At 68.5% G+C, this 22,924-nt stretch carries 20 protein-coding genes and 2 pseudogenes; 9 read left to right on the top strand and 13 right to left on the bottom strand.

What is annotated here, in order from left to right:
• Nucleotides 1–36: 36 nt before the first annotated feature.
• The 3 genes from ACZ4RZ_RS08980 to ACZ4RZ_RS08990 all read right to left on the bottom strand — a co-directional run bounded on the left by ACZ4RZ_RS08980 (nucleotide 37) and on the right by ACZ4RZ_RS08990 (nucleotide 2,194).
• Complete coding sequence (locus tag ACZ4RZ_RS08980; protein WP_467743308.1) at nucleotides 37–885, bottom strand: hypothetical protein; 849 nt, start codon at nucleotides 883–885, stop codon at nucleotides 37–39.
• Between the two features lie 241 nt (nucleotides 886–1,126).
• Nucleotides 1,127–1,327, bottom strand: a complete 201-nt coding sequence (locus ACZ4RZ_RS08985; protein WP_467743309.1) for a hypothetical protein — start codon at nucleotides 1,325–1,327, stop codon at nucleotides 1,127–1,129.
• 6 nt (nucleotides 1,328–1,333) lie between these two features.
• Nucleotides 1,334–2,194, bottom strand: coding sequence for a DUF6551 family protein (locus ACZ4RZ_RS08990; protein ID WP_467743310.1), 861 nt, complete (start codon nucleotides 2,192–2,194; stop codon nucleotides 1,334–1,336).
• Nucleotides 2,195–2,612: 418 nt separating this feature from the next.
• On the opposite strand from ACZ4RZ_RS08990, the gene ACZ4RZ_RS08995 reads away from it, so the two are divergent.
• The 3 genes from ACZ4RZ_RS08995 (at nucleotide 2,613) to ACZ4RZ_RS09005 (ending at nucleotide 5,390) form a co-directional block, all read left to right on the top strand.
• Entirely contained in the window at nucleotides 2,613–3,617 is a 1,005-nt protein-coding gene (locus ACZ4RZ_RS08995) for a DUF3800 domain-containing protein (RefSeq protein WP_467743311.1), read from the top strand.
• A gap of 82 nt (nucleotides 3,618–3,699) precedes the next feature.
• On the top strand, nucleotides 3,700–4,089 hold the full coding sequence (locus tag ACZ4RZ_RS09000; RefSeq protein WP_467743312.1) for a hypothetical protein: 390 nt from the start codon (nucleotides 3,700–3,702) through the stop codon (nucleotides 4,087–4,089).
• Between the two features lie 500 nt (nucleotides 4,090–4,589).
• On the top strand, nucleotides 4,590–5,390 hold the full coding sequence (locus ACZ4RZ_RS09005) for a hypothetical protein (protein WP_467743313.1): 801 nt from the start codon (nucleotides 4,590–4,592) through the stop codon (nucleotides 5,388–5,390).
• 91 nt (nucleotides 5,391–5,481) lie between these two features.
• Here the strand turns inward: ACZ4RZ_RS09005 and ACZ4RZ_RS09010 are convergent, their stop codons facing one another.
• Both ACZ4RZ_RS09010 and ACZ4RZ_RS09015 read right to left on the bottom strand, forming a co-directional pair.
• Entirely contained in the window at nucleotides 5,482–6,714 is a 1,233-nt protein-coding gene (locus ACZ4RZ_RS09010) for a recombinase family protein (RefSeq protein WP_467743314.1), read from the bottom strand.
• Between the two features lie 42 nt (nucleotides 6,715–6,756).
• Nucleotides 6,757–6,996, bottom strand: a complete 240-nt coding sequence (locus ACZ4RZ_RS09015) for a recombinase family protein (protein WP_467743315.1) — start codon at nucleotides 6,994–6,996, stop codon at nucleotides 6,757–6,759.
• Between the two features lie 18 nt (nucleotides 6,997–7,014).
• Here ACZ4RZ_RS09015 and ACZ4RZ_RS09020 point away from each other — a divergent pair.
• From ACZ4RZ_RS09020 to ACZ4RZ_RS09035, 4 genes and pseudogenes are all read left to right on the top strand, one after another.
• Nucleotides 7,015–7,200: pseudogene (locus ACZ4RZ_RS09020) on the top strand (MBL fold metallo-hydrolase); the annotation flags it as partial.
• Between the two features lie 494 nt (nucleotides 7,201–7,694).
• Complete coding sequence (locus ACZ4RZ_RS09025) at nucleotides 7,695–8,579, top strand: ABC transporter substrate-binding protein (protein WP_467743316.1); 885 nt, start codon at nucleotides 7,695–7,697, stop codon at nucleotides 8,577–8,579.
• Nucleotides 8,576–9,478, top strand: coding sequence for an amino acid ABC transporter permease (locus ACZ4RZ_RS09030; protein ID WP_467743317.1), 903 nt, complete (start codon nucleotides 8,576–8,578; stop codon nucleotides 9,476–9,478). Before ACZ4RZ_RS09025 ends, ACZ4RZ_RS09030 begins: the two co-directional genes overlap by 4 nt.
• Nucleotides 9,475–10,227, top strand: a complete 753-nt coding sequence (locus ACZ4RZ_RS09035; protein WP_467743318.1) for an amino acid ABC transporter ATP-binding protein — start codon at nucleotides 9,475–9,477, stop codon at nucleotides 10,225–10,227. The genes ACZ4RZ_RS09030 and ACZ4RZ_RS09035 overlap by 4 nt, the downstream gene beginning before the upstream one ends.
• Before the next feature lie 24 nt (nucleotides 10,228–10,251).
• On the opposite strand, the gene ACZ4RZ_RS09040 is transcribed toward ACZ4RZ_RS09035, so the two are convergent.
• Nucleotides 10,252–12,012: an ankyrin repeat domain-containing protein gene (locus ACZ4RZ_RS09040; protein ID WP_467743319.1), complete on the bottom strand. Its 1,761-nt coding sequence runs from the start codon at nucleotides 12,010–12,012 to the stop codon at nucleotides 10,252–10,254.
• Between the two features lie 59 nt (nucleotides 12,013–12,071).
• Nucleotides 12,072–12,545, bottom strand: a complete 474-nt coding sequence (gene aroQ / locus ACZ4RZ_RS09045) for a type II 3-dehydroquinate dehydratase (protein WP_467743320.1) — start codon at nucleotides 12,543–12,545, stop codon at nucleotides 12,072–12,074.
• Nucleotides 12,546–12,646: 101 nt separating this feature from the next.
• Between aroQ and ACZ4RZ_RS09050 the strand changes: the two genes are divergently transcribed.
• The gene (locus ACZ4RZ_RS09050; RefSeq protein WP_467743321.1) at nucleotides 12,647–13,693 is read left to right on the top strand and encodes a S66 family peptidase; all 1,047 of its coding nucleotides are present in this window, start codon (nucleotides 12,647–12,649) and stop codon (nucleotides 13,691–13,693) included.
• A 60-nt stretch (nucleotides 13,694–13,753) separates the two neighbouring features.
• Entirely contained in the window at nucleotides 13,754–15,055 is a 1,302-nt protein-coding gene (locus ACZ4RZ_RS09055) for an MFS transporter (protein WP_467743322.1), read from the top strand.
• 37 nt (nucleotides 15,056–15,092) lie between these two features.
• Here ACZ4RZ_RS09055 and ACZ4RZ_RS09060 read toward each other — a convergent pair.
• The 6 genes and pseudogenes from ACZ4RZ_RS09060 to uvrB all read right to left on the bottom strand — a co-directional run bounded on the left by ACZ4RZ_RS09060 (nucleotide 15,093) and on the right by uvrB (nucleotide 22,917).
• A pseudogene (locus ACZ4RZ_RS09060) lies at nucleotides 15,093–16,192 on the bottom strand (calcium:cation antiporter).
• A 97-nt stretch (nucleotides 16,193–16,289) separates the two neighbouring features.
• Complete coding sequence (locus ACZ4RZ_RS09065; protein ID WP_467743323.1) at nucleotides 16,290–16,592, bottom strand: DUF1330 domain-containing protein; 303 nt, start codon at nucleotides 16,590–16,592, stop codon at nucleotides 16,290–16,292.
• 127 nt (nucleotides 16,593–16,719) lie between these two features.
• Nucleotides 16,720–17,709, bottom strand: coding sequence for a TerC/Alx family metal homeostasis membrane protein (locus tag ACZ4RZ_RS09070; RefSeq protein WP_467743324.1), 990 nt, complete (start codon nucleotides 17,707–17,709; stop codon nucleotides 16,720–16,722).
• A 272-nt stretch (nucleotides 17,710–17,981) separates the two neighbouring features.
• The gene (locus ACZ4RZ_RS09075; protein ID WP_467743325.1) at nucleotides 17,982–20,000 is read right to left on the bottom strand and encodes a TerD family protein; all 2,019 of its coding nucleotides are present in this window, start codon (nucleotides 19,998–20,000) and stop codon (nucleotides 17,982–17,984) included.
• Between the two features lie 42 nt (nucleotides 20,001–20,042).
• Nucleotides 20,043–20,621 carry a TerD family protein gene (locus ACZ4RZ_RS09080; protein ID WP_351131810.1) on the bottom strand — a complete coding sequence of 193 codons (579 nt, stop codon included), beginning with the start codon at nucleotides 20,619–20,621 and terminating at the stop codon, nucleotides 20,043–20,045.
• Between the two features lie 160 nt (nucleotides 20,622–20,781).
• Nucleotides 20,782–22,917, bottom strand: a complete 2,136-nt coding sequence (gene uvrB, locus ACZ4RZ_RS09085; RefSeq protein WP_467743326.1) for an excinuclease ABC subunit UvrB — start codon at nucleotides 22,915–22,917, stop codon at nucleotides 20,782–20,784.
• Nucleotides 22,918–22,924 lie beyond the last annotated feature (7 nt).

Below are 22,924 nucleotides of genomic sequence, written 5' to 3' on the forward strand. Positions count from 1 at the left end.
GCTGCGGTGGGATCAGCGGGAGGCGATGCCATGCGGTCACTGCTCTGCGCCCCCGGGGACGTCGAAGCTGAAGCCAACCTCGAACGCGGGCGGGTCGTCGTGAGCGGAGTGCCGCATCTGCTGATCCCGTATGTCGAAAGAGCCGTCCTTGACGAGGGTGTCGCCGTCCCAGTACCAGCGGGCCAGACGGTCGGCGGCCCCGGCGAACTTCGTCGTCCACGAGCCCGCGCTCACGCTGATACTGCCGACCGACGCCCCGTCAGGCAGGCTCTCCCTCAGGGACTTCACCAGGGCAGGGATCTCCTTCAGCCTGGTGTTGAGCTCGGAGACGGCATTCACTGCGGATTGCCGGGGCGGCGGCATCCAGCCCTTGCGACCGACGATGACACCGGCCACGAGGTCACGGGTGATCTCAAGCTCCGCGGTCTGCGCGAGGCCGAAGCACAGGCGCCACTCCCGCTCGAACAGCCAGTCCGACCACCCCTTGCCGGGGTCCGGCTCGTACGCCACGCAGCGGTTGTACGTCCGCCGCGGCAGCTCTTCCTTCATCTGGTCCCGCTCGGCGCGGGAGACGTAGAGCACGGGCCGAGCGCCTTCGGCGATGAGCCGTTCACGGTGGAGCACGAGACCCCACGGCGGGTAAGGCCCCCGGCGGACGCCCTCGCGGAGCATCACCCGGCGGGCCTCCTCGGTGACCTCGCTGAAGCAGATCACCGGCGCGTCGGTCCCGAAGGTCGTGTTCCCCCGCAGCACGCCGCTGTGCAGGATGCTGACCAATCGTTCCTCAGCGCTTCCCTGGGCGAACTCCGGAGCGGCCTCGGTATCCGACCGGGGCCGGCCCGTGAAGTGGACCAGGGTTTCCGGCAGGTCGGGGTGCGTACTCATGGTGCTGGTACCTCTCCTTGATCGCGCCCGGCCGACGGGCCGTCATGCTCCGTTCCCTGGCGTCGGATAAGGAGAGGTTATCCGATGTCAGACAGGGGCATGCGAGAACATCCGGGGACATGAGGACCGGGAGCGGCCCTTATCTGGGGTGCTCAGAAGCCTTAAGGCACGTAAGGCAGGTGGGACTGATCGATCCGTGCCTTACAGATATCCAGGGGTTCCGTCAGGCATGTACGGCACGTCAGCGGCGGGCCTGGGCGAGGTCTGCCGCGAAGTCCGGGTTCTCCCGGTTCCAGCATCGGCACGCGGCCTCCCAGTCGGCCCGGGTCCGCTGGAGCGCCTGGCGGAGGCCTTCGGCCGGTACTTCGAAGACGTCTTCATGCTCGGTCTTGCTGTACTCGTGCGACCCGTACACCGGTGGCCGCCACGCACCGTGGCTCAACCCACCTCACGCGGCGACGGTGACCGTCTTCGTCTTCCGGCGCTTCGGCGGACCAAAGGCCGGCCCATGCTTCGGGCCGAACGCGACGGTGTACTCGTACGCGATGTTGTTCGCGAGCGGGATCGAGCGGGACTGCGAGCCGCCGCCGCTGACCGTGTCCTTGATCGCGGAATCCTTCCATACGCCGACCGGCTCCTGCTTGAGGGTCAGCGACAGGGAGGGCAGGTCGATCGTGTCCCAGTTGCGGTGGATCACGATGGCGACCGCCCGCAGCATCATGCCGTCCCAACTGGTCGGGTCCGAGCCCCAGGCGCCCAGGACCGTCGTAAGCGTCTTGCGCAGGAGACCGTCTGCGGGATCGCGCATCCCGTGCACCACCTTGAGCGCCTGGATTGCCGAGATGCCGTTCTTCGACGTGCCGCTCGACACATGCAGACCGCAGCTCTCCACGTCCGCGTTGATCGTGACCGCCTCGACCTCCTGCGCGGTGACCGCCACCGCGAAGTTCTCATACGGCTTCACCGCACGGCGGTCGCGGTTCGCGGCTAGGAACAGCTTCGCCTCCTGCTTCTTGGTCAGCCCCTCGTACACCATGCAGTCCCGGAGGAAGTCCGGGCCCTCGATGTCGCGCGCGACCTTGGTGGAGTGCTGACCGTCGAGGAGGTAGTCGCCGTCCGGGCGGCGGGAGACCAGCGCGGGGCCGACCACCTCGGGGTCCCAGATCTTCGCCAGGCGGTTGGCCCACTTGGGCTGGAACATGCGCTGCGCGTCGAGGTTCGGGTCGACCCTCAGCTGCGAAACCGGGATGGCCTCGTAGTACTTCTTCACGACCGGCTTGGACCGGATGATCTTGCGCGTGCTGGACACGCATCTCCCTCGGTGTGAGTGGACGTCAGGCGAAGACCACCGTACGCGGAAAAATTTCCGCGCGTAGCTTTTTCTCGCGGGCAATGAATCCTCGCGGGTGGCGGCGGGGCCGTAGCTCACCCCTTACCGGCAGGGACACCACCTCATTGACCTGCTGGAACCCTTCTCACAGCCTTTGGCAGCGCCGCGCTGACCTCGCCGGGCGGGTGCTCTGGCCAGCACATCTACGGGCCCAAGATCAGCTGATGGCCTGTCAGAAAGCGTGGGAACCGCGGCTTCCGGAGGCCGGGGGTCCCACGCCCTCCGCACAGCTCACCAGCCGGTCGGCACGATCGAGGTTGAGGGGATAGCCGACCGCTGCGGATGCCATCACCGACTGCGGCTGGCCCGCCCCGACGCTGGCGGGCATCCTCCATGCATGTCCACTTCACCCATGGAGCGCCCCGTCGTTTACGTCGACGAGTCCGCCAACTCGGGCCAGAACCTCCTCGACCCGCACCAACCCGTCTTCACGGTGGCCGGGGTTCACCTCCCTGACGACCTCGCCGCCTCCATCGTCGACGAGGTCCGTGGGCAGCTGCCGCGCAACCTGCGCGAACCGAAGTACACGTCGTTGGCGGGTTCCAGCGGCGGACGGAAGGCGCTGATGAACGCCTTCGCGCGCCTGCCCGACGGGAGCGTGCGGACGTACCTGGTCCACAAGCGATTCATGGTGATGACCAAGATGGTCGACGTCATCGTGGAACCCATGGCGCACCGGGATGGCTACAACCTGTACGAGGGGAAGGAAACCCTCGCCCTGGCGAACATGCTGCACCTGGCCGGCCCGGTCATGGGGGATGCGGACGCCTACGACCGGATGCTCCAGGCGTTCGTGAACTGGGTCCGGCAGAAGGCCACCACCGACGAGCTGTACACGGCCATAGCCGCCCTCAAGGCCTCCGTGCAAAGCCAGCAGTTCGCCGAGTACGTGGAGGTCCTGGAATACGGCCGGCCCGTCGCTGACGAGACCGCAGCGGAGATCGCATCCCAGGGGCATCGGGACGAGCTGGATCCGGCGATCCCAAGCTTGTACTGCCTCGCCACCACGTTCGGTCAGGCCCTGGGCAAGTTCCGCCTGGTGCACGACGCATCGAAAGTAGTCGACCGCAACACCACCCGCCTGCACACCGTGCACTTCCTCCCCGATCCCGCACGGCCGGGCGAGTTCATGAACCCCTTCATGGGCGGCATCGAGTTCGCGGACAGCAAGGACCACCCGCAGCTCCAGGTGGCGGACTGGGCTGCGGGCGCGACGCGCCAGTGGGCGCAGTGGATGGCCGATGGCGGCGGGGACCAGTTCTCCCGCGACCTGGAGCCTGTTGCCCGACCCTGGCTCATCGACGGCATATGGCCGGCTCCCGTGGAGGGCTCAGAGACATGATGGCGACGAGGGGCGCCTGCAGGATCTGAACAGGCTCCCTGAAGTTGGAGTCGCCCTTGGACTACACCACCAGGAGGATCCAGTGTCATACCCGCAACTGCTCACCCCCGAGGAGAAGCTCGCCGACGCGAAGAAGCTGTTGAGCCTCCCGCGTATCGTCGTGATCTGCGGCTCCACCCGCTTCATGATCGAGATGAACGAGGCCGATCTGCGGGAGACCAAAGCCGGGAAGATTGTCGTCAAACCGGGCTGTGACATGAAGTCGCCGCACGAACTCTGGTCCGATCCTGTCGAGGCCGAGGCGCTGAAGGTCCGACTCGACGATCTGCACCGGGCGAAGATCCGGCTCGCTGATGAGGTGCTCGTAGTCGGCGACTACATCGGAGACAGCACCCGAGCCGAAATCGCCTACGCCCGGTCGCTGGGCAAGCCCGTGCGGTTCACGCACCCCGAAGTCAACCCTGACGCCTGACCGCCCGCTGCCACCTCGAGAACCAGGGCCGGCAGCCCGCCGCCTGACCGTCTCGCGGTGGCTTCGGCCGCCGCCCACCCCACACCCTCCGCAGGCATCCCCTGGAATTGATCATCTAGGCCGCCCTGGTGCCGTGACCGAGTCATCCGTCTCGCCCTTCCTACTCCGCGAACGACGCCTCCGGCGTAGCCGCCTCCGAGGTGGGAGTGCATATCCCGGACGACGAGACCGACGCACAGAGGGAAGCACGTGAGCAGCGCATGTACGACTTCGCCGAGGATGCCGGCAGGCTCTGGGAAGACCTCAGAGGGCCCGGCAGTAAATGATCCGACACTGTTGGCGAATCCTGGGACTGAACGTGACATCGGCTTTCACGACCCCGCTGTGGTCGTGAAAGCCAACGTTGTGTTTTAGGAAGGGTGTCGGTTTCTCGGGTGGGTCTTCCTCTGAACTCCCTCAAGTAGCACATGAGTTGATGCCCGGGTGACGACCATGCCGATATGACGAATCCTGAGTGGTTTCCCCTGGCCACAGCGGCCGCCACGGCGCTAGCCGCATTAGTCGCGGCCGTGGTCGCCCTCCGATCGGCAGATCTGTCCTCGCGTACGACGTTTCAGTCGTCGTACACCAAGGACCGGTTGGACGTGGTGGGCCGGTTTCTGGACTCCGTGGATGCGGTGCTGGACGATCCCACGCCGGACACGCGCGCCAGGGTGAAGTCGGAGTTCCTGCGGGTACGGGTCGTGTTCCACCCCGGGGGCCCGCCGGTCCACATTGCGAAGCGGATCACGGCCGCGGTCGAGAACCTGGCGGGGAAAGACGCGCTCAAGCCGTCCGAGGAGGAGCGGATGCTTCACAAGCTGCGCGATGACGTGCAGCGCGAAACGGCGATGATCGAAGAGCGCGGTGACGATGCCGAGCCGGCGCTGGGGTGGGTACTGAAGGAGGTGATGAAGCTCCGGGCTGAGGACGACCAGGCGGTGAAGGACGGAAAGCGGGAGTCGGACAGGGAACAGGAACTGCACATGATCGAGAGCGATCTGGTAGGGCTGGGAAAGCCCGACTGGCTCCAAGTGGGGGTGGCATTGGGGTCGGCGCAGCGCCGGGAGATGCTCGGGAAGCTGAGGCAGCGCGATCAAGAGGCGAGCAACGCCATGGACGCAGGCCGTGAGGAGTTCGTGACGGCTGCGGGGGATTGGCTGGCCGGTCCTCCCGCTCTGGACGGCCCTCGAGGCACTGTTCGCGTCCTGCCCGGCACAAGGTGGTATTGCCGCCTGCGACTGCTACGCAGCCGTTCTTGAGCACCTGGCACTAATACAGTCCCTGATCCCCCGCCGGATTCGCCAACAGTGTCGTAAATGATCCTGCCGGGCCCTCGCGGCATCCGCGTGCTCAGTCACTCGTCCGCGCCCAGTGGAGCTCAATGGTGGTCTGGTCGAACCCGGGGCCGCGCCGCGCTACCGGATGCACCCTCAACCGCAGGCCCAGGCCGTCCAGGACGCGCCGTTGCTGCGGCACCGCGAGCGCTTCCCACGTCTCCCCCGACCGCGGCCCCACGAGGCCGTCGAAAGCGTCGAGGTCGAAGGCCGGCCGCAACCGGCGCGCCTCGTTCTGCGCGTCCGTGATCTGCTTCGCCAGCTTCGCCGTGATACGCCGCAACTGCTCACGGGTGATGATCCCGTCCGCGTAGTCGTCCGCCGCCGCCTCCTGGCGCGCCTTCAGCCCCTCCGCCCGCTCCAGGGCCGCCAGGGCCGCCGAGTCGTCCCCGCGGAACACCTCGGCCGCCTCGGGCTGCGACAGCACACCCACAACGACCCGCCCCACGTAGCGGTCGAGCGCTTCCTCATTCCGGCCGACGCAGCCTCCCGCGTCGCAGACGTACGTCGGCTGCTTCTTGCCCCGGTTCGCGTTCCCCTTCAGCGCAACCCGGAGCACCGACCCGCACGGCCCGCACGTAGCGACTTCGCCCCACGTCAGCAGGTGCTTCCGCGCCCCCGGCAGCTCCCGCACCACGGCCCGCTCCGCGAACAGGTTCCGCAGCTGCGCGTACTGCTCGTCCGTGATGAGCGCCGGCCATGCCGCCTTGTACTCCACACCCTGGTGCACGCGCAGGCCTACGTTCGCCGGCCGCAGAGCGAGCTTCTTCACGCTGGTCTTGTTCCACAGCGACCCGTCCTCGTTCTGCCCGACCGCCCGCCGCTTGAGCTGCATCCCGGCACCGGGCGACGGCACCCCACGCTCGTTCAGGTCAGCCGTGATGCCGATGAGACTGCCGCCAGCCAGCAGGCGGGTGACGATCTCCCGGACAATCCCGGCCTGTACCGGGTCCTCGACGTCATGGAATCCGCTCACCTGGCCTCGCGCGTCGTACTCGTACTGACGCCGCCACCCGTACGCCACGGCGCCGTTCGCCCGGCCCTCCTGGGCGCGCTCCAGGGCGGCCCGAGCCACCCGCTCACTCTTCACCTCGGACTCGGCGGTGTCGGACTCGCCGAGGTTAGCGAGCTGCGACCGGTCCGACGCCTTCACCATGTTGAACAGGCCGCCCGACTCGAACGCGACCCAGCACCCCGCGTGCCGCAAGTCCTCGATCGCCTGCGCGCGCTCAACACGGCGCCGCCACACGCGCGACGGGTGGTAGCCCGCGACAATGACCCGGACACCGGGTTAGCGGGCGGCCTGGATGGCGTCGGCCATCAGGCGGTCGTACTCGGGGCGTTCCTCGCCCGAGTGGGCGGAGACGTCGTTCTCGATGTACTCGCCGCCGACCTCCCAGCCGCTCTCCTCGGAGAACGTGCGCAGGTCGCTCATCTGCCGGTTGACGCCCCGTCGGCGGTCGCGGGGGTCCGCGGAGATCCGCGCGTACAAGAAGACGAGGCTACGGCTCGGGAGCGTCTTAGTGTTCACGGGAGAGGACCCTAGGGCTTCCCGGGCGGTGTGGGCAACACGCGTAAGGACCCGAAGGCGTTCGCCAGCCTCATCCACGATGTCGAGACCAAGATCTTCGACGTGCTGCCGGACGAGACCTGGGTCTACCCCGGGCATGGCAACGACACGACGCTGGGCGCGGAACGACCGCATCTGCCGGAGTGGCACGCGCGCGGCTGGTGAGCCCGGGCGTAGGGCGCGTGTTCCTTGGGCACGTGCCCTACGCCTCGCTCATCGAGCACGCACCCCACGCCTCGCTCATTGGGAGCGCGCCCCACGCCTTCCCATGAGCGAGCGCCGTGCATGACTGCGCCGGCGCCCCTACGCGCCTCCCGGCCGCGGCCCGCGCATTCAGGTGCACGCGCCCCGCGCGATCGGTGAAGCGCGCGCCCCGTGTGAATCGAGCGCACGCGCCGGTGTCACGCGCGCGCTCCCGGCGCAGGCACTGGTGCAGTCCACTGGAGGCAGCCCCGCGCAGGATGACGGCTCCTGCGCGGCAACGGGCCGCCGGCCTTTCGATCCCCGCCCTCGGCCGGCGGCCCCGGCAGAGCTTCTCGTCGAGCACAGGGCCGGGCTTCTCGTGGAGCGTTCACGGGACTGCAACACACGTTCCCACTATGCGGACAATTGCCCTTGTGACCTCGACAAACTGCAGGGTGCACTGCCACTCTCCCGCCATGCATCTCGCCCAACGCGCCCTGCGCCGCACCGCGTCCGCCGCCACCGTCGCCCTGCTCGCTCTGGCAGTGGGCTGTGCTCCGCAGCCGGAGGAGAAGGCGACCGACAAGGCCTCCGGAGCAACCGGGGAGACCTGCGCCAAAGGCAAGTTGAGCACCCAGAGCTCCGGCAAGCTCACGATCGCGACCGACGAGCCCGCGTACGAGCCGTGGTTCAAGGACGACAAGCCCGCCAACGGCAAGGGCTTCGAGTCTGCGGTCGCGTACGCCGTGGCCAAGCAGCTCGGCTACGCCAACGGCGATGTCGTCTGGCAGAGCGTCCCCTTCAACAAGGCCTTCGCGCCCGGCCAGAAGACCTTCGACTTCGACATCAACCAGGTGTCGATCAGCGCCGAGCGCAAGAAGGCCGTGGACTTCTCGTCCGGCTACTACGACGTGCGCCAGGCCGTCATCGCGCTGAAGAGCTCCAAGGCCGCGAAGGCGAAGAGCATCGCGGACCTCAAGGGTCTGAAGCTGGGCGCCCAGGTCGGCACCACCAGCCTGAACTACATCGACGACGTGGTGAAGCCGACCCAGGAGCCGGCCGCGTACGCGAAGAACGACCAGGCCAAGTCCGCGCTGAAGAACGGCCAGGTGGACGCCATCGTGGTCGACCTGCCCACCGCGTTCTACATCACGGCGGCCGAGGTGACCGACGCGAAGATCGTCGGGCAGTTCGAGAACCAGGGCGGCACACCCGAGCAGTTCGGGCTCGTTCTCGACAAGGGCAGCGCGCTGACCTCCTGCGTGACGAAGGCCGTGGACACCCTGCGCGAGGACGGCACGCTGGCGAAGATCGAGAAGCAGTGGCTGTCCGAGGCCGTCGACGCTCCGGTGCTCAAGTGACAGTCCTGAAAGAGGAGTCGGGAGAGGACTCCGGCGAAGGAGACATGCGCGACGCCTACGTGCCGTCGCAGCGGCGGCTCGAGCGCGAGCGCTACAAGCGTGCCCGCGCCCGCCGTGCGACGGCGATCGCCGCGCTCTCCACCCTGGTCACCGGCGTCGTGCTGTACTTCGTCGTCGTCAACGCGCCCGGCTGGCCGCGCACCAAAGAGACGTTCTTCAACGCGCAGTACGCGCGCGAGGCGTTCCCCAAGGTCCTGGAAGGACTCTGGCTCAACGTCCGGCTGCTGCTGATATGCGGCGCTGCGGTCCTCGTCCTGGGGATGCTGATCGCCATCGCCCGCACGCTGCGCGGCCCGGTGTTCTTCCCGCTCCGGGCGCTGGCCGCCGCGTACACCGACTTCTTCCGCGGACTCCCGCTGATCATCAACCTGATGATCGTGGTCCTGGGCGTCCCCGCGCTGCGGCTGCAGGGCGTCACGGTGGACCCGGTCCTCCTCGGCGGGACGGCGCTGACGCTGACGTACTCGGCGTATGTCGCCGAGGTGTTCCGCGCCGGCATCGAGTCCATCCACCCCTCGCAGCGCGCGGCGGCCCGCTCACTGGGCCTCACCAACCGGCAGGCCCTGCGCTACGTCGTCCTCCCCCAGGCCGTACGCCGCCAGGTGCCACCCCTCCTCAACGACCTCGTGTCCCTCCAGAAGGACACCGGACTCGTCTCGATCGGCGGCGCGGTGGACGCGGTACGCGCCGCCGACATCATCGTGGGCCGTAGCCTCAACTACACGCCGTACATCGTCGCGGGACTGGTCTTCGTCGCCCTGACCATCCCGATGACCCGCTTCACGGACTGGGTCACGGCCCGGATGGACCGTCAGCGGGCACAGGGAGGGACCATATGACCGACGCTCCGGTGCTGCGGATGGAGTCCGTCCGCAAGACCTTCGGTGAATCGGTCGTGCTGCGGGACGTCGACCTGGAGGTCGCCCCGCACACGGTGACCGCGCTCATCGGCGCCTCCGGCTCCGGCAAGTCGACCCTGCTGCGCTGCGCGAACCTCCTCGAAGAGATAGACGACGGCGCGATCTGGCTGGACGACGAGGAGATCACCGACCCCCGGGCCGACCAGGACGCGGTGCGCCGCCGGATCGGCGTGGTGTTCCAGGCGTACAACCTCTTTCCGCACATGACCGTCCTGGAGAACATCACCCTCGCACCGCGCCGCGTGCACGGCGTGAACCGCGCGGAGGCGGAGGCACACGCGCGTGAGCTGCTCGAACGGCTCGGGCTCGGCGCCAAGGCGGGCGAGTACCCGGACCGGCTGAGCGGCGGCCAGCAGCAACGGGCGGCGATCGTCCGCGCCTTGGCCGTACGCCCCCGACTGCTCCTCCTCGACGAGATCACCGCAGCCCTCGACCCTGAACTCGTGGGCGAAGTCCTGAACGTCGTCCGGGACTTGAAGGACGACGGCATGACCATGGTCCTCGCCACGCATGAGATGGGCTTCGCCCGCGAGGTCGCGGACCAGGTCTGCTTCCTGGACGGCGGTGTGGTCCTCGAGCGCGGCACGGCCGAGGAGGTCTTCGGAGACCCCCGGGAGGAGCGCACCCAGCGGTTCCTGCACCGGATCGTGGAGGCGAGGCGACTCTGACGCCTGCCTCCGTCGCGCCGCGGATCAGTCCAGCAGCTCACTGCCCTCGGGTATCTCGGCCCAGCGCCGCGGCGGCCCCTCGATGGCGCGGCGGTCGGTGACGCGTACGCCGCCCATGTGCGAGGCGTAGGCGAGTTCGTAGGCGCCCCACATCCCCTCGGCCTTGTCCCACTGCCAGAAGCGGTACAGCCAGTGGACGTCGGGTTCGTCCCCGAACACGAAGCCGATCTCTTCGTGCAATTCGCTGTGGCCGTCGCGCGAGAAGTCGCCGAAGGTGCCTCCCTTGGGGTTGAAGTAGAGCGCGTAGGCGGTGGTCCCTTCAGAGAGGGCGTCGAGCACCTTCGACCTGGTGAGGTAGTAACACATCGGTTGGATCAGGACGCATCCGTCCGGCACGCCGGTCACGCCCACGAAGCGCTCGGCGAGATCGAAGTCGTAGGGGTCGAACCCGTCGGGCCCGGTTCCGTAGGGACCCGGCTCCGCGGCGAGGTCCAGCACGGGAGCGGCGGCCGGGTCGGCGCCGAGGCGTCGTATCGCCGTCTCCTCGTCGATCCCCGCCACAAAGGCGACCGACAGGCCTTCGAGGTGCATGTCGCGAAAGACGGCGGCTCTCCGGTCGGCGTCCTCCTGCGCCGCGTGCTCTTCCGCGGTGAGCGGCACGGCATTCGGCAACCCCTCGAACAGTGACGCCAGTTTGGTGGTGAGGGCAAGGCGGCCAGGTGATCGTCCGCCCAGCCGCGGGCTCCAGGCGTCCGCGCCCGCGGCCAGCAGCAGGTCCGCCGCCTCTCCTGCGCCATGGCAGACGGCCTCCCAGAGCGGGGTGCTCCCCTCCCGCGCCGTCACGTCCACGTCCTCGACATGTAGCAGGAGTTCGGCGACCACCTCGGGCACGCCGTGTTCGGCGGCGTGATGCAGCGGGGTCTCGCCGGACCAGGAATCGATCGATGCCACGGCGTCGGCGCCGTGAGCGAGGCGCGCCTTGACGAGATCGACGTCCTGCCATCCTTCGCGACCCATGGCCTCCCAGTCCCCGCGCTCCCGATTCGGCGGAGGCGGGCCAGTCAGCCGGCTGCTGTGGCGCCCCGCGGGTCCTACGACGGCCTGGGCCATGATCTCCGAGGGGCCCACGCTGACAATCGCAAAGTTCTTCGGCTCCCCTCTCTGCTCCGCAGGGGGCGGCGGCTCGTCCTCCGGCCAGATCCGCACCGCCTCGGCGGCCGCGGCTCGCAGCGCCGTGGCGTCGATCTCCGTACGGGTTTCGGGCACGCCCTGATCGGGCCATTCGGCCACCAGCTGCATGGGCCCCTCCGGGGGCAGCTGGGAGAGGTGCAGCTCCACTTGGTAGTGGAATCCGCCGCCGCCTCCACCACCCAATTGAAGTGTCGGCCGTGACGGACCGCCCGTCGGCGCGGGCCACGGGTGTCCGTCGAGGGTGGTGACCCGCCGTCCGTCCGAGAGCAATACGCCGAACCGCAGGGCTCCGGGGCCCGCGCGTCCGCCCCCGAAGTGGACGGGGCGTGCGGGCATGCCTTGCCGTATGGTCCGCAGGAAAACGCCGAGTTGGAGGGTCACCGAACCGGGCCACACCTGCCAGCCGGTAAGCATGATGCGCGTGTCCGGGCCGGCTCCGAGCTCGGTGACCTGCGGCAGTTGGGCAGGCACGAACCAGTCCGCGGGCGGTAACGACTCGTTCTCGCCCGGCCGGTAGGCACCTAGTCGGTGCTGTGTCTCCGGTTGCGGCTCGTCCGGCGGGTCGGGCGCGATCAATCCCTGGAGGAAATTCATGAATTGATCGTGGCACCCGCCACTGACAATCGGAGTCCGAGTGTCCCCCTACCCCTCCGTCAGGCGTCCGCCTGCCCCGCACCCGCCAGCGTCGCGACCCGCTCCACCGCGAACGCGTACCCCTGCACACCACAGCCCGCGATGACCCCGTCGGCGCGGAGCGAGACGTACGAGTGGTGCCGGAACTCCTCCCGCTGGTGGATGTTGGAGATGTGGACCTCAACCACAGGAAGGCCGTCACAGGTGTTGAGCGCATCCAGGATCGCGACGGAAGTGTGCGAATAGGCGGCCGGGTTGATGACGATTCCGGCGTGGTTCAGGCGCGCTTCGTGGATCCACTCCACCAGTTCGCCCTCGTGGTTGGACTGCCGGAAGTCCACCGTGCCACCGTGCGCGGCCGCCGCCTTGGCACACAGCGCCTCCACGTCCGCGAGCGTGTCCGAGCCGTAGATCTCCGGCTGGCGCTGCCCGAGGAGATTCAGATTGGGCCCGTTGAGGATCATGATCGGGGCGTTGGCGAGGGTGCGGGGCACGGTTCCTCCGGTCCTTCAGGTCTGCCGGTCCGTTGAGGACCGCTGCTCAGACCCGGTTTATCACGGTGCACGGGAGAGGTGACGGCCCGTACCCTCCCGTCATGACGACGCCCACCTACCCTCCCAAGCCCGCGCCCGGCGACCGGATAGCCGTGGTCTCGCCGTCCGGTGGACTGCCGGGACTCCTCCCGCTCCCGTACGAGCTGGGCCTGGAGCGACTGCGCAAGGAGTACGGCCTCGAACCGGTTGAGTACCCGGCGACCCGGAAGATGGGCTCGACGCCGCAGGAGCGGGCGGACGACATCCACGCGGCGTTCGCCGATCCGACGATCAAGGCCGTCATCCCGTCGATCGGCGGCTCCGACCAGATCACGGTGCTGCCGCTGCTGGACCGTGAGTTGATCCGCGCGAACCCGAAGCCGTTCTTCGGCTACAGCGACAACACGAACCTCCTCGCATACCTGTGGAACGCCGGAATCGTCGGCTACCACGGCGGAACGGTGATGTGCGAGTTCGGCCGCCCCGGCGCCATGGATCCGCTGACCGCCGAGTCGCTGCGGGCCGCGCTGTTCACGTCCGGTCCGTACGAACTGCGCCCCGCCGACCGCTTCGGGGACGTCAACGGCCCCTGGGACGACCCGGCGACGTTCGACTCCGAGCCCCCGACGGAACCGGGCGCCGGCTGGACCTGGCACCGTCCCGACCGCGTGGTCGAAGCCCCATCCTGGGGCGGCAACATCGAGATCCTGTCCTGGCTGCTGATGGCCGACCGTGAGATCGCCCGTGATCCTTCCTTGTACGACGGTCTCGTGCTGTTCCTCGAGACCTCGGAGGACATGCCCAAGGCCAACGATGTCTTCTGGATCCTGCGCAGCATGGGCGAACGTGGCCTGCTGCAACGCTTTCCGGCGCTGGTGATGGGCCGCCCGAAGGCGTGGTCATTCGAGCAGCCCAACGACGCGGAGGCCAAGGCTCGTTATGTGCGCGAGCAGCATGAGGCGGTGCTTCGGGCCGTCGACATATATGCCCCGGACATGATGGTCGTCTTCGACGTAGACCTCGGCCACACCGATCCGCAGCTCGTCATCCCCTACGGAGGCACGATCCGCGTCGACGGCCCTGCCCAGCGCATTACCGTCACCTACTGAAGCGTTCCTCACCACCACGCGCCCCCGTAACCGTTGGTCACCGTGGGTAGTTGACGCGGCATGCACGACGTACGCACCGTAAGGGCGCCTTCCATGCTGCGGCTCGCGGCCGCCTCGCTCGCCGGGACGGCCATCGAGTTCTATGACTTCTTCGTCTACGGGACAGCGGCCGCGCTGGTCCTCGGGCCGCTGTTCTTCCCGACGTTCTCGCCACTGGCGGGGACGTTGGCGGCCTTCGCGACGTTCGGCGTCGGGTTTGTCGCACGTCCTCTCGGCTCGGTGCTGTTCGGGCACATCGGGGACCGGCGCGGGCGGCGCCCCGTCCTGGTCGCCTCGCTGCTGCTGACCGGCGCCGCGACCGTCGCCGTCGGCTGCGTACCGACGTACGACAGCATCGGTGTGGCCGCTCCCGTGCTCCTTCTTGTGCTGCGTTTTCTGCAGGGCCTCGGACTTGGCGGCGAGTGGGGCGGGGCTGTGCTGCTGACCGCCGAGCACGCGCCGGCCGAGCGGCGCGGGCTGTGGTCGAGCTTCCCGCAGGTCGGGCCTTCGCTGGGGTTCGTGCTGGCCAACGGAGTGATGCTGGTGCTGTCGGCGACGCTGACCGACGCGCAGTTCGCGGCGTGGGGGTGGCGGGTGCCGTTCTGGGCGGCAGGGGTGCTCGCGGCCGCGGGGCTGTGGCTGCGCGGCTCGCTCGCGGAAAGCCCTCGCTTCCTGGAGATGCGGGACCACGCGCGCGTGCCGCTCGCCGAGGTGGTGCGCGACCACTGGCGGCTCGTGCTGCTGACGGCCGGCGGGCTCGCGGTCGGATACGCCGTGTTCTACGCGGTGACGACCTGGGCGCTCGCCTACGGTGTCGAACGGCTCGGTGTGAGCCGTACCGTCATGCTGACCTGCATCATGTCCGCCGTCGTGGTGAAGGGCTCCCTGACGCCCCTGATGGCCCTGCTCGGCGACCGCTACGGACGGCGGCCGCTCTGCCTGACGGGCTGCGCGGCCGCCGCGCTGTGGATGTTCCCGATGGTCGGGCTGCTGTCCACCGGCGAGCCTCTGCTGATGTTCCTCGGCTTCCTGGTGGCGCTGATCTCGTTCATCACGATGTTCGCCGTCATCGCCGCGTATCTGCCGGAGTTGTACGAGCCCCGGGTGCGCTGCACGGGCGCGGCGGTGGGCTACAACCTGGGCGGGGTCCTCGGAGGCGCGCTCACGCCCATCGTGGCGACGGCGCTGGCGAGCGGAGAGCGCGTCCCGTGGGGCGTGGCCGCGTATCTGACCGGGATCGCACTGCTCAGCCTGGGGTGCTTCGCGCTGCTGCCGGAGACCCGCCCCGCCGCACGGCTGGCGGTCGTCCAGGTGACGGATTGACGGCCTACGCCGTCGTACGGGCCTCGGCGGGATCGCGTCAGGGGTTGATCGCCAGTTCCAAATAGGCCGCGAAGACCACTAGATGGACGCCTCCTTGGAGCGGCGTCGCGCGCCCGGGCACCACCGTCAGAGAGCTCACCACCACGGTCAGCGCGAGCAGCACCATCTGGGTGGCGCCGAGGCCGAGAACGAGCGGCCCGGCGAGCCAGACGGACGCCAGGGCAACGGCGGGGATCGTCAGTCCGATGCTGGCCATCGCGGAGCCGAGGGCGAGGTTCAGGCTGGTCTGCACCCGGTCGCGGCGGGCCGACCGCAGGGCGGCGATGCTCTCGGGGAGCAGGACGAGCAACGCGATGATCACACCGACCACGGAGTGCGGCATCCCGGCCGCCTCGACGCCGGACTCGATGGTGGGCGACACGCCCTTGGAGAGGCCGACCACGCCGACGAGAGCCAGGCCGAGCAGCCCCAGGCTGACCCTGGTGTCACGGGCGGACGGCGCATCGGCGTGGTCATCCGCGTCGATCACCTCGCCCTGCCGGGTGATCGGCAGGAAGTAGTCGCGGTGGCGCACGGTCTGGGTCGTCACGAAAGGCCGTACAGGACCAGCGAGGCGAGCGCGGCGAAGGTGAGCTGGGCCGTGGAGAACTCCGGGCCCGGCTTGCTGGTCGTGAACGTCGGGAAGACCAGGCTGAGCGTGGCGAGCGTCGCGACGGTCGCGAGGGCGGCGCCGGTGCCTTCCGCATTGAATACGGCGAGCCCGTGGCGCAGCGAGGCGACGAGCAGGCACAGTCCGACGATGCCGTTGCACGTGATCATCACGGCTGCGAACACCGTGTCGCGGGCCAGGGTCGAGCTCTTGACGCCGCCGTCCGCCATCAAGGTGACGATCAGCGCGACCTCGATGATCGTGACGGCGACGGCGAGCACGAGTGAGCCGAAGGGTTCGCCGACCCGGTGCGCGACCACCTCGGCGTGGTGGACGGCGGCCAGGACGGCCCCGGCGAGGACCAGCGTCACCAGCGCGACGACCGCGCCGGGGAGCTCGCGACCCCAGGTGAAGGCCAGCAGCACCACCGCGACAACGGGCACGACGGCCGTCCACTGCGTCACGAGTGACCGGAGCCGAGCGATCATGTGGCGATCGTCGCAGCCGTACGCGGGCCCCGCACTCCGGTGGCGCGGGGCCCGCTCCGAGACATCGCTGAAGGAACCCGTTTCGGGAACCGGCTCGCTACTTCAGTTCGGTCATCTCACGTACGTCGCAGTCGGTGAAGGACGGTGGCCGCGTACACAGCGCGGCCATTTGCTCCGCCATCTTGGTCGTCTCGGGGTCGTTGCTGTTGCGCATGGCGTCCTCGTACGAATCGAACTCGATCACCACGAGGTAGCGGTTGGGCTTGTTGCGGTCCTGCAGGATGAGGCGGTGCGTGGGGCCGCCGCTGCGGCCGGCCATACGCTTGTCGGCCTCCTCGGCCAGCTTCTGCATCTCATCGATGCGCTCGGTCTCGAAGTCGACGATCTGCACGAACTTCATGGATACCTCCACCCGGCCTGGGCGCCCCCGAGCAGGAACGCACGGAACCCAAGCAAGCACCGGGAGCGGTGGTCGGCAATTCGCCGCGCACCGCTCCCGGAGATGATTGTTCCTACGTCCGACGTGGTCAGACGTCGATGCTGTCCTTCGGAGCGCTCTTGGCCTCGTCGAGCGCCGCCTGCTTCTTGGAGGCGATCAGGCTGGTGATCGTGGTGACCACCAGCACCACGCAGATCACGCCGAGCGAGACCGGGATGGAGATCTCGGGGACATGGACCCCCGACTCGTGGAGCGCGTGCAGCACGAGCTTGACGCCGATGAAGCCGAGGATGACCGACAGGCCGTAGCTGAGGTGGACCAGCTTCCTGAGCAGGCCGCCGATGAGGAAGTACAGCTGCCGCAGACCCATCAGCGCGAACGCGTTGGCCGTGAACACGATGTACGGGTCCTGGGTCAGACCGAAGATCGCGGGAATCGAGTCGAGCGCGAAGAGCACGTCGGTGGTGCCGATCGCCAGCATCACGACCAGCATCGGCGTCATGACGCGCTTGCCGTTCTGCTGGATCCACAGCTTGGTGCCGTGGTACCGGTCGGCCACGCCGAAGCGCCGCTCGGCGGCCTTGAGCAGCCGGTTCTCCTCGAACTCCTCGTCCTCCTCCTCGGCCCGGGCCTCCTGGATCAACTTCCAGGCGGTGTAGATGAGGAACGCGCCGAAGATGTAGAAGACCCACGCGAAGCTCGCGATGATCGCGGCACCCGCGGCGATGAATATCGTGCGCAGGACGAGGGCTATCAGCACACCGACAAGGAGCACTCGCTGCTGATAATTCGAAGGCACCGCGAACTTCGCCATGATCAGGACGAAGACGAAGAGGTTGTCGACGCTCAGCGACTTCTCGGTGATGAAGCCCGCGAAGAACTCTCCGGCAGGCTCACCGCCGGAGAAGATGAGCAGTCCGAGTCCGAACAGGCCGGCCAGGACGATCCAGACGATGGTCCAGATTCCGGCTTCCTTGATGGATACGTCGTGCGGCTTGCGGCCGATCAAGAAGTCGACCGCGATGAGGGCGGCAAGGCCCACGATCGTCAGAACCCACAGGGTCACGGAAACATCCACTGCGCCTCCGGCAGTACGTAACGGCAGATTTCAGCGTCGTCGCTACCGGAGGTCTCTTCCACCCGTGACGTTCACGGGCCGACGCCCCGGGATCTGGCCAGATCCGTATTGACGGGTACGCCGCAGCAGGCAGGGAGTACTCCCCTCCGTACGGAAAAGAGTACCCGAACCACCAAGGAAAGGTAAAGGAAATAGTAAAAGAAGGTCCAAATCCCCTGGTCAGGCCACTTTACTGATGCTTGGTACGAACCCAGAAGGCGACCGCTGACGGGTCAGCGGTTCCAGGGACGGCGGGCCGCAGCCACCTGTGCGAGCACGTGCTGGAGCACCTGGCTGCCCGGTGGAACAAGCGCTGGCTCGTACGTCCAGGCGTGCCCGACCCACGGATCGGCAAGGTGGTCGTCAGGCACCGGGGTGAGGCGCAGCAGCGAGCGCCAGAGCGGGTCGAGCAGCGGCCCGTAGGCGGCGGCGTCCTCCCGGTCGGCCACCATCATGAGATGCACGCCGACGGCCGGGCCCTCGTCCGCGAGATAGCGCAGCTGGGTCACGGCGCGGTCGTCGAAACCGTGCGGGAAGTCGTTGACGATCAGCAGTTGCTCGGCGGTGTCGAGGCCCGGCGGCAGGGAGTCGGCCGCTCCGCCGCGCATCGCCATCTGCACCAGGTCGACGCGCTGGGTGATTCGGGCCAGGACGTCGGCCACGCCCGCGGCGCCGGCGGCGGGCGGGCCGTCGAGCACCCCGGACTGCACCAGTGGCGTGAGGGACGAGGCACCCGAACCGGCCGGGTCGATGACGTGCACCGTGAACTCGCCGGCGGGATACACGGCGAGCAGCCGCGCGGCATGTGCCACCGCCGTGTCCATGGCGAGGCGGCGCAGTTCGTCGGAGTCGACGAGCGAGTCGTCCAGGCCGGCGCGGCCGCTGTCTATCCACAGGCCGCGCTCCAGCGGCAGCCGGACCAGCATCGGGATGCTCAGGCCTTCGCTCTCGGGCAGATGGAGGTCGCCGAGGCGCAGCGCCATGGGGATCTCCATCGGTACCCGGTAGCCGTGCCAGACCGGGTTGTCCCAGCGCGCGTACGCCGCGGGCAGCGCGGGCTCGACGACCTCGGCCTCGGCGGTGAGCTGCGCGAGGTCACGGTCGAGGGCCGCCCTGGCCTGGTCGACCAGCTGGGCGTGCTTGGCCTGGGCCGCCTCGCGCGCGGCGTCACCCTGTCCGCCGATCCTGCTGCGCGGGTCGGACAGGACCTTGTCGAGCTCCTGCTCCATGCGTGAGTCGGCGAAGTCGACGGCGCTGCGAAACGCGGAGGTGGTGCGGGCCAGGTCCTCGAACATGCCCCACACCTGGTTGTAGAGCCGCTCCTCCATGGACCAGCCGGTCGCATCGCCCGCGACGGGCTGTGCGGGCTGCCCGGGCGGGGCCGGTGGCGCGGTCGGCGGGGGCGGTGGCGGGGCCGCGGTCTGCCGGCCCGGGTGGCTGTAGTTGATCGGGCCGCCTGCCGTGGGCGCGGCGGGCTGGGTGACCGCGGAGGGGTCCGAGGCGTGACCTCCCTGCGGCGCTGTGGTGCCTTGCGGACCTGGTGCGTCGTACGGGGACGAAGACAGCGGGGCCTGCGCCATGTTCCCGGCGGCGCCCTGGGGCCCGGTATACGGCTGGTCCGGTCCCGGCGCCGAGGTGGCCGCCTGCCGTGAGCGGTCACCTTCGGCAGTACGCGACGGGGGTGCCGCCACCGAGCGGGCCAGGCCCTGGACCACCGCCTCGTTGATAGTCCCCGCGAGCTGCTGGGCCTCCGACAGGCCCTGGTCGGTGAGGAGTTCGGCGAGACCGCCGGCGTATCCCTGGCCGACCGCGCGGACCTTCCAGGCGCCCTGCCGACGGTAGAGCTCCAGGGCGACGACGGCCGACTCGGCGTCCAGGCCGGTGATGGTGTAGCTGGCGACCTCGGAGCCGTCGAGGCCGGTGACCGCGACGAAGGGGGCGGCGACGGCGCCGAACCGGACCGGGCCGCCGACCCCGGACGGCAGTGCGAGCAGCACATTCACCCGGTGCACGGTCTCCGGCAGGGCGTCCAGGTCGAACGCGAGGCGGTGATCGGCCGCCGCCTGCTTGGAGACCTCGAGTCCGGGCAGTGTGGGCGCGCCCGGGTGGGCCACCCACTCCACACCGCGGACCTTGCCCTGCTCGTCGCTGAGCGTGGCCCCGGCCACGATCGGCTTGCCGGCCGAAACACGGACCTCAAGACGGACCTGGGAGAGCGGATGGTTCTGTCCCCGGACCAGCTCGGCCGTCATTGCCTTGTCCCCCTACGTCGCTTCTTGTGCTGCGCCGACTGCCTACAGGTGCGGCAGGATCGCGGGCATCAGGTCCTGGAACGTACGGCCGTTGGCCGGCGTGCCGAGGGCCGTCATCTGCCAGCCCGTGCCCGCGCGGTGCACCTTCGCCATGATCTGGGCCGTGTACTGCCCGCCGCCCGCGAGCGTGTAGCGGGCGAGCTCCTGGCCGTTGGTCTCGTCGACCAGACGGCAGAACGCGTTCTGCACTTCCTGGAACGTCTGGCCCGTGAAGGAGTTCACGGTGAAGACGATCTGGTCGATGTGGACCGGGATGCGCTGCAGGTCGACGAGGATCGCCTCGTCGTCGCCGCCCTGGCCCACGCCGCCGACCAGGTTGTCACCCGTGTGCCGTACGGAGCCGTCGTCGCTGACGAGGTGGCGGAAGAACACCACGTCGACGGGCTGCTTGTCCGCGAACAGCACGGCCGAGGCGTCGAGGTCGATCTCCCGCGTGCGCGAGCCGAACAGCCCGCGCCGGGGGGCCGCCTGCCAGCCCAGCCCCATGCGCACCGCGGTCAGGGTGCCCCCGTCGTTCTTCTGCAGACTGATGGCCTGACCCTTGGTCATGTTGACCGTCACGCGCTGATCCCCTCTCGAACTGTCCCCTGTTGCCGCGGAGTCCGCGGATGACCAGAACCCTACGCAGCGGCACTGACAGTGCCGAACCCCGGGGCGCGCTTTGTGTCGGTCTTGCAACACAGCGCGCATATGCCGAGGTCCGGCATGGCCCGCGAGGACGTCAGGCCAGGCCTGCCTCCTTCATCTGGCGCAGCTCCTTCTTCATCTCGGAGACCTCGTCGCGCAGTCGGGCCGCGATCTCGAATTGGAGATCGGCCGCGGCGGCGCGCATCCGCTCCGTCATCTCCTCGATCTGCTCGGCGAGTTGGGCTGCCGGGCGGTCGGTCGGCACCGTCTCCTTGCCCTTGGCCTTGGCCTTGGCCGACTTGGCCGCCTTGCCGGCGAGCGAGGGCACGGGGGCCTTGGCGCCCTTGCCGTCCTTCGTCTTGCGGTAACCCGAGCCGAGCAGCTGCTCCGTGTCGACGTCCTCGCGGGCGATCTGCGCCACGATGTCGTTGATCTTCTTGCGCAGGGGCTGCGGGTCGATTCCCTTCTCCTTGTTGTACGCAACCTGCTTCTCCCGGCGGCGGTTTGTCTCCTCGATGGCCTTCTCCATCGCCGGGGTGATCTTGTCGGCGTACATGTGGACCTGTCCGGACACATTGCGCGCCGCGCGGCCGATGGTCTGGATCAGCGACGTACCGGAACGCAGGAAGCCCTCCTTGTCGGCGTCGAGAATCGCCACCAGGGAGACCTCGGGCAGGTCGAGGCCCTCCCTCAGGAGGTTGATGCCGACCAGGACGTCGTACTCGCCGGCGCGCAGCTCGCGCAGCAGTTCGACGCGGCGCAGGGTGTCGACGTCGCTGTGGAGGTAGCGCACCTGGATGCCGAGTTCCAGGAAGTAGTCGGTGAGGTCCTCGGCCATCTTCTTGGTGAGTGTGGTGACCAGGACCCGCTCGTCCTTCTCGGTGCGCTTGCGGATCTCGTGCACCAGGTCGTCGATCTGGCCCTCGGTGGGCTTGACGACGACTTCGGGGTCGATCAGGCCGGTGGGGCGGATGATCTGCTCGACCTGGCCGTCGGAGCGGGAGAGCTCGTACTGCCCCGGGGTCGCCGAGAGGTAGACCGTCTGCCCGATGCGCTCCTGGAACTCCTCCCACTTCAGGGGGCGGTTGTCCAGCGCGGACGGCAGTCGGAAGCCGTGGTCCACGAGGGTGCGCTTGCGAGACGCGTCGCCCTCGTACATCGCGCCGATCTGGGGCACGGTGACGTGCGACTCGTCGATGACGAGCAGGAAGTCGTCCGGGAAGTAGTCGATCAGCGTGTTCGGCGGGGAGCCGGGTTCGCGGCCGTCGAAGTGCATCGAGTAGTTCTCGACTCCGGAGCAGGAGCCGATCTGGCGGAGCATCTCGAGGTCGTACGTCGTCCGCATGCGCAGGCGCTGGGCCTCCAGGAGCTTGCCCTGCTTCTCCAGCTCGGCGAGGCGCTCCCCCAGCTCCTTCTCGATGTCGTTGACCGCGCGCTCCATGCGCTCGGGGCCCGCCACGTAGTGGGAGGCCGGGAACACATAGACCTGGTCGTCGTCGCTGATGACCTCGCCGGTGAGCGGGTGCAGCGTGGAAAGGGCCTCGATCTCGTCGCCGAACATCTCGATACGGACGGCCAGCTCTTCGTAGACCGGGAAGATCTCGATGGTGTCGCCGCGGACCCGGAAGGTGCCTCGGGCGAACGCCATGTCGTTTCGCGTGTACTGGATGTCGACGAAGCGGCGCAGCAGGTCGTCGCGGTCGATCTCGTCGCCGACCTTGAGCGAGACCATCCGGTCCACGTACTCCTGCGGCGTACCGAGGCCGTAGATGCAGGAGACCGAGGCGACCACCACGACGTCACGGCGGGTCAGCAGCGAGTTGGTCGCGGAGTGACGCAACCGCTCGACCTCCTCGTTGATCGAGGAGTCCTTCTCGATGTAGGTGTCCGACTGCGGGACGTACGCCTCGGGCTGGTAGTAGTCGTAGTACGAGACGAAGTACTCGACCGCGTTGTTCGGCAGCAGCTCGCGGAACTCGTTGGCCAGCTGGGCGGCCAGGGTCTTGTTCGGGGCCATCACCAGGGTGGGGCGCTGGAGCTTCTCGATCATCCACGCGGTGGTGGCGGACTTGCCGGTGCCGGTCGCACCCAGCAGCACGACATCCTTCTCACCTGCGCGGATGCGCTTTTCCAGCTCGGCGATGGCCGTGGGCTGGTCACCACTCGGCTGGTAGGGGCTGACGACCTCGAAGGGCGCCACCGAACGTTCGATCTTGGATACGGGCCGCATGGAATCC

It is taken from the genome of Streptomyces sp. NPDC027189 (assembly GCF_055566975.1).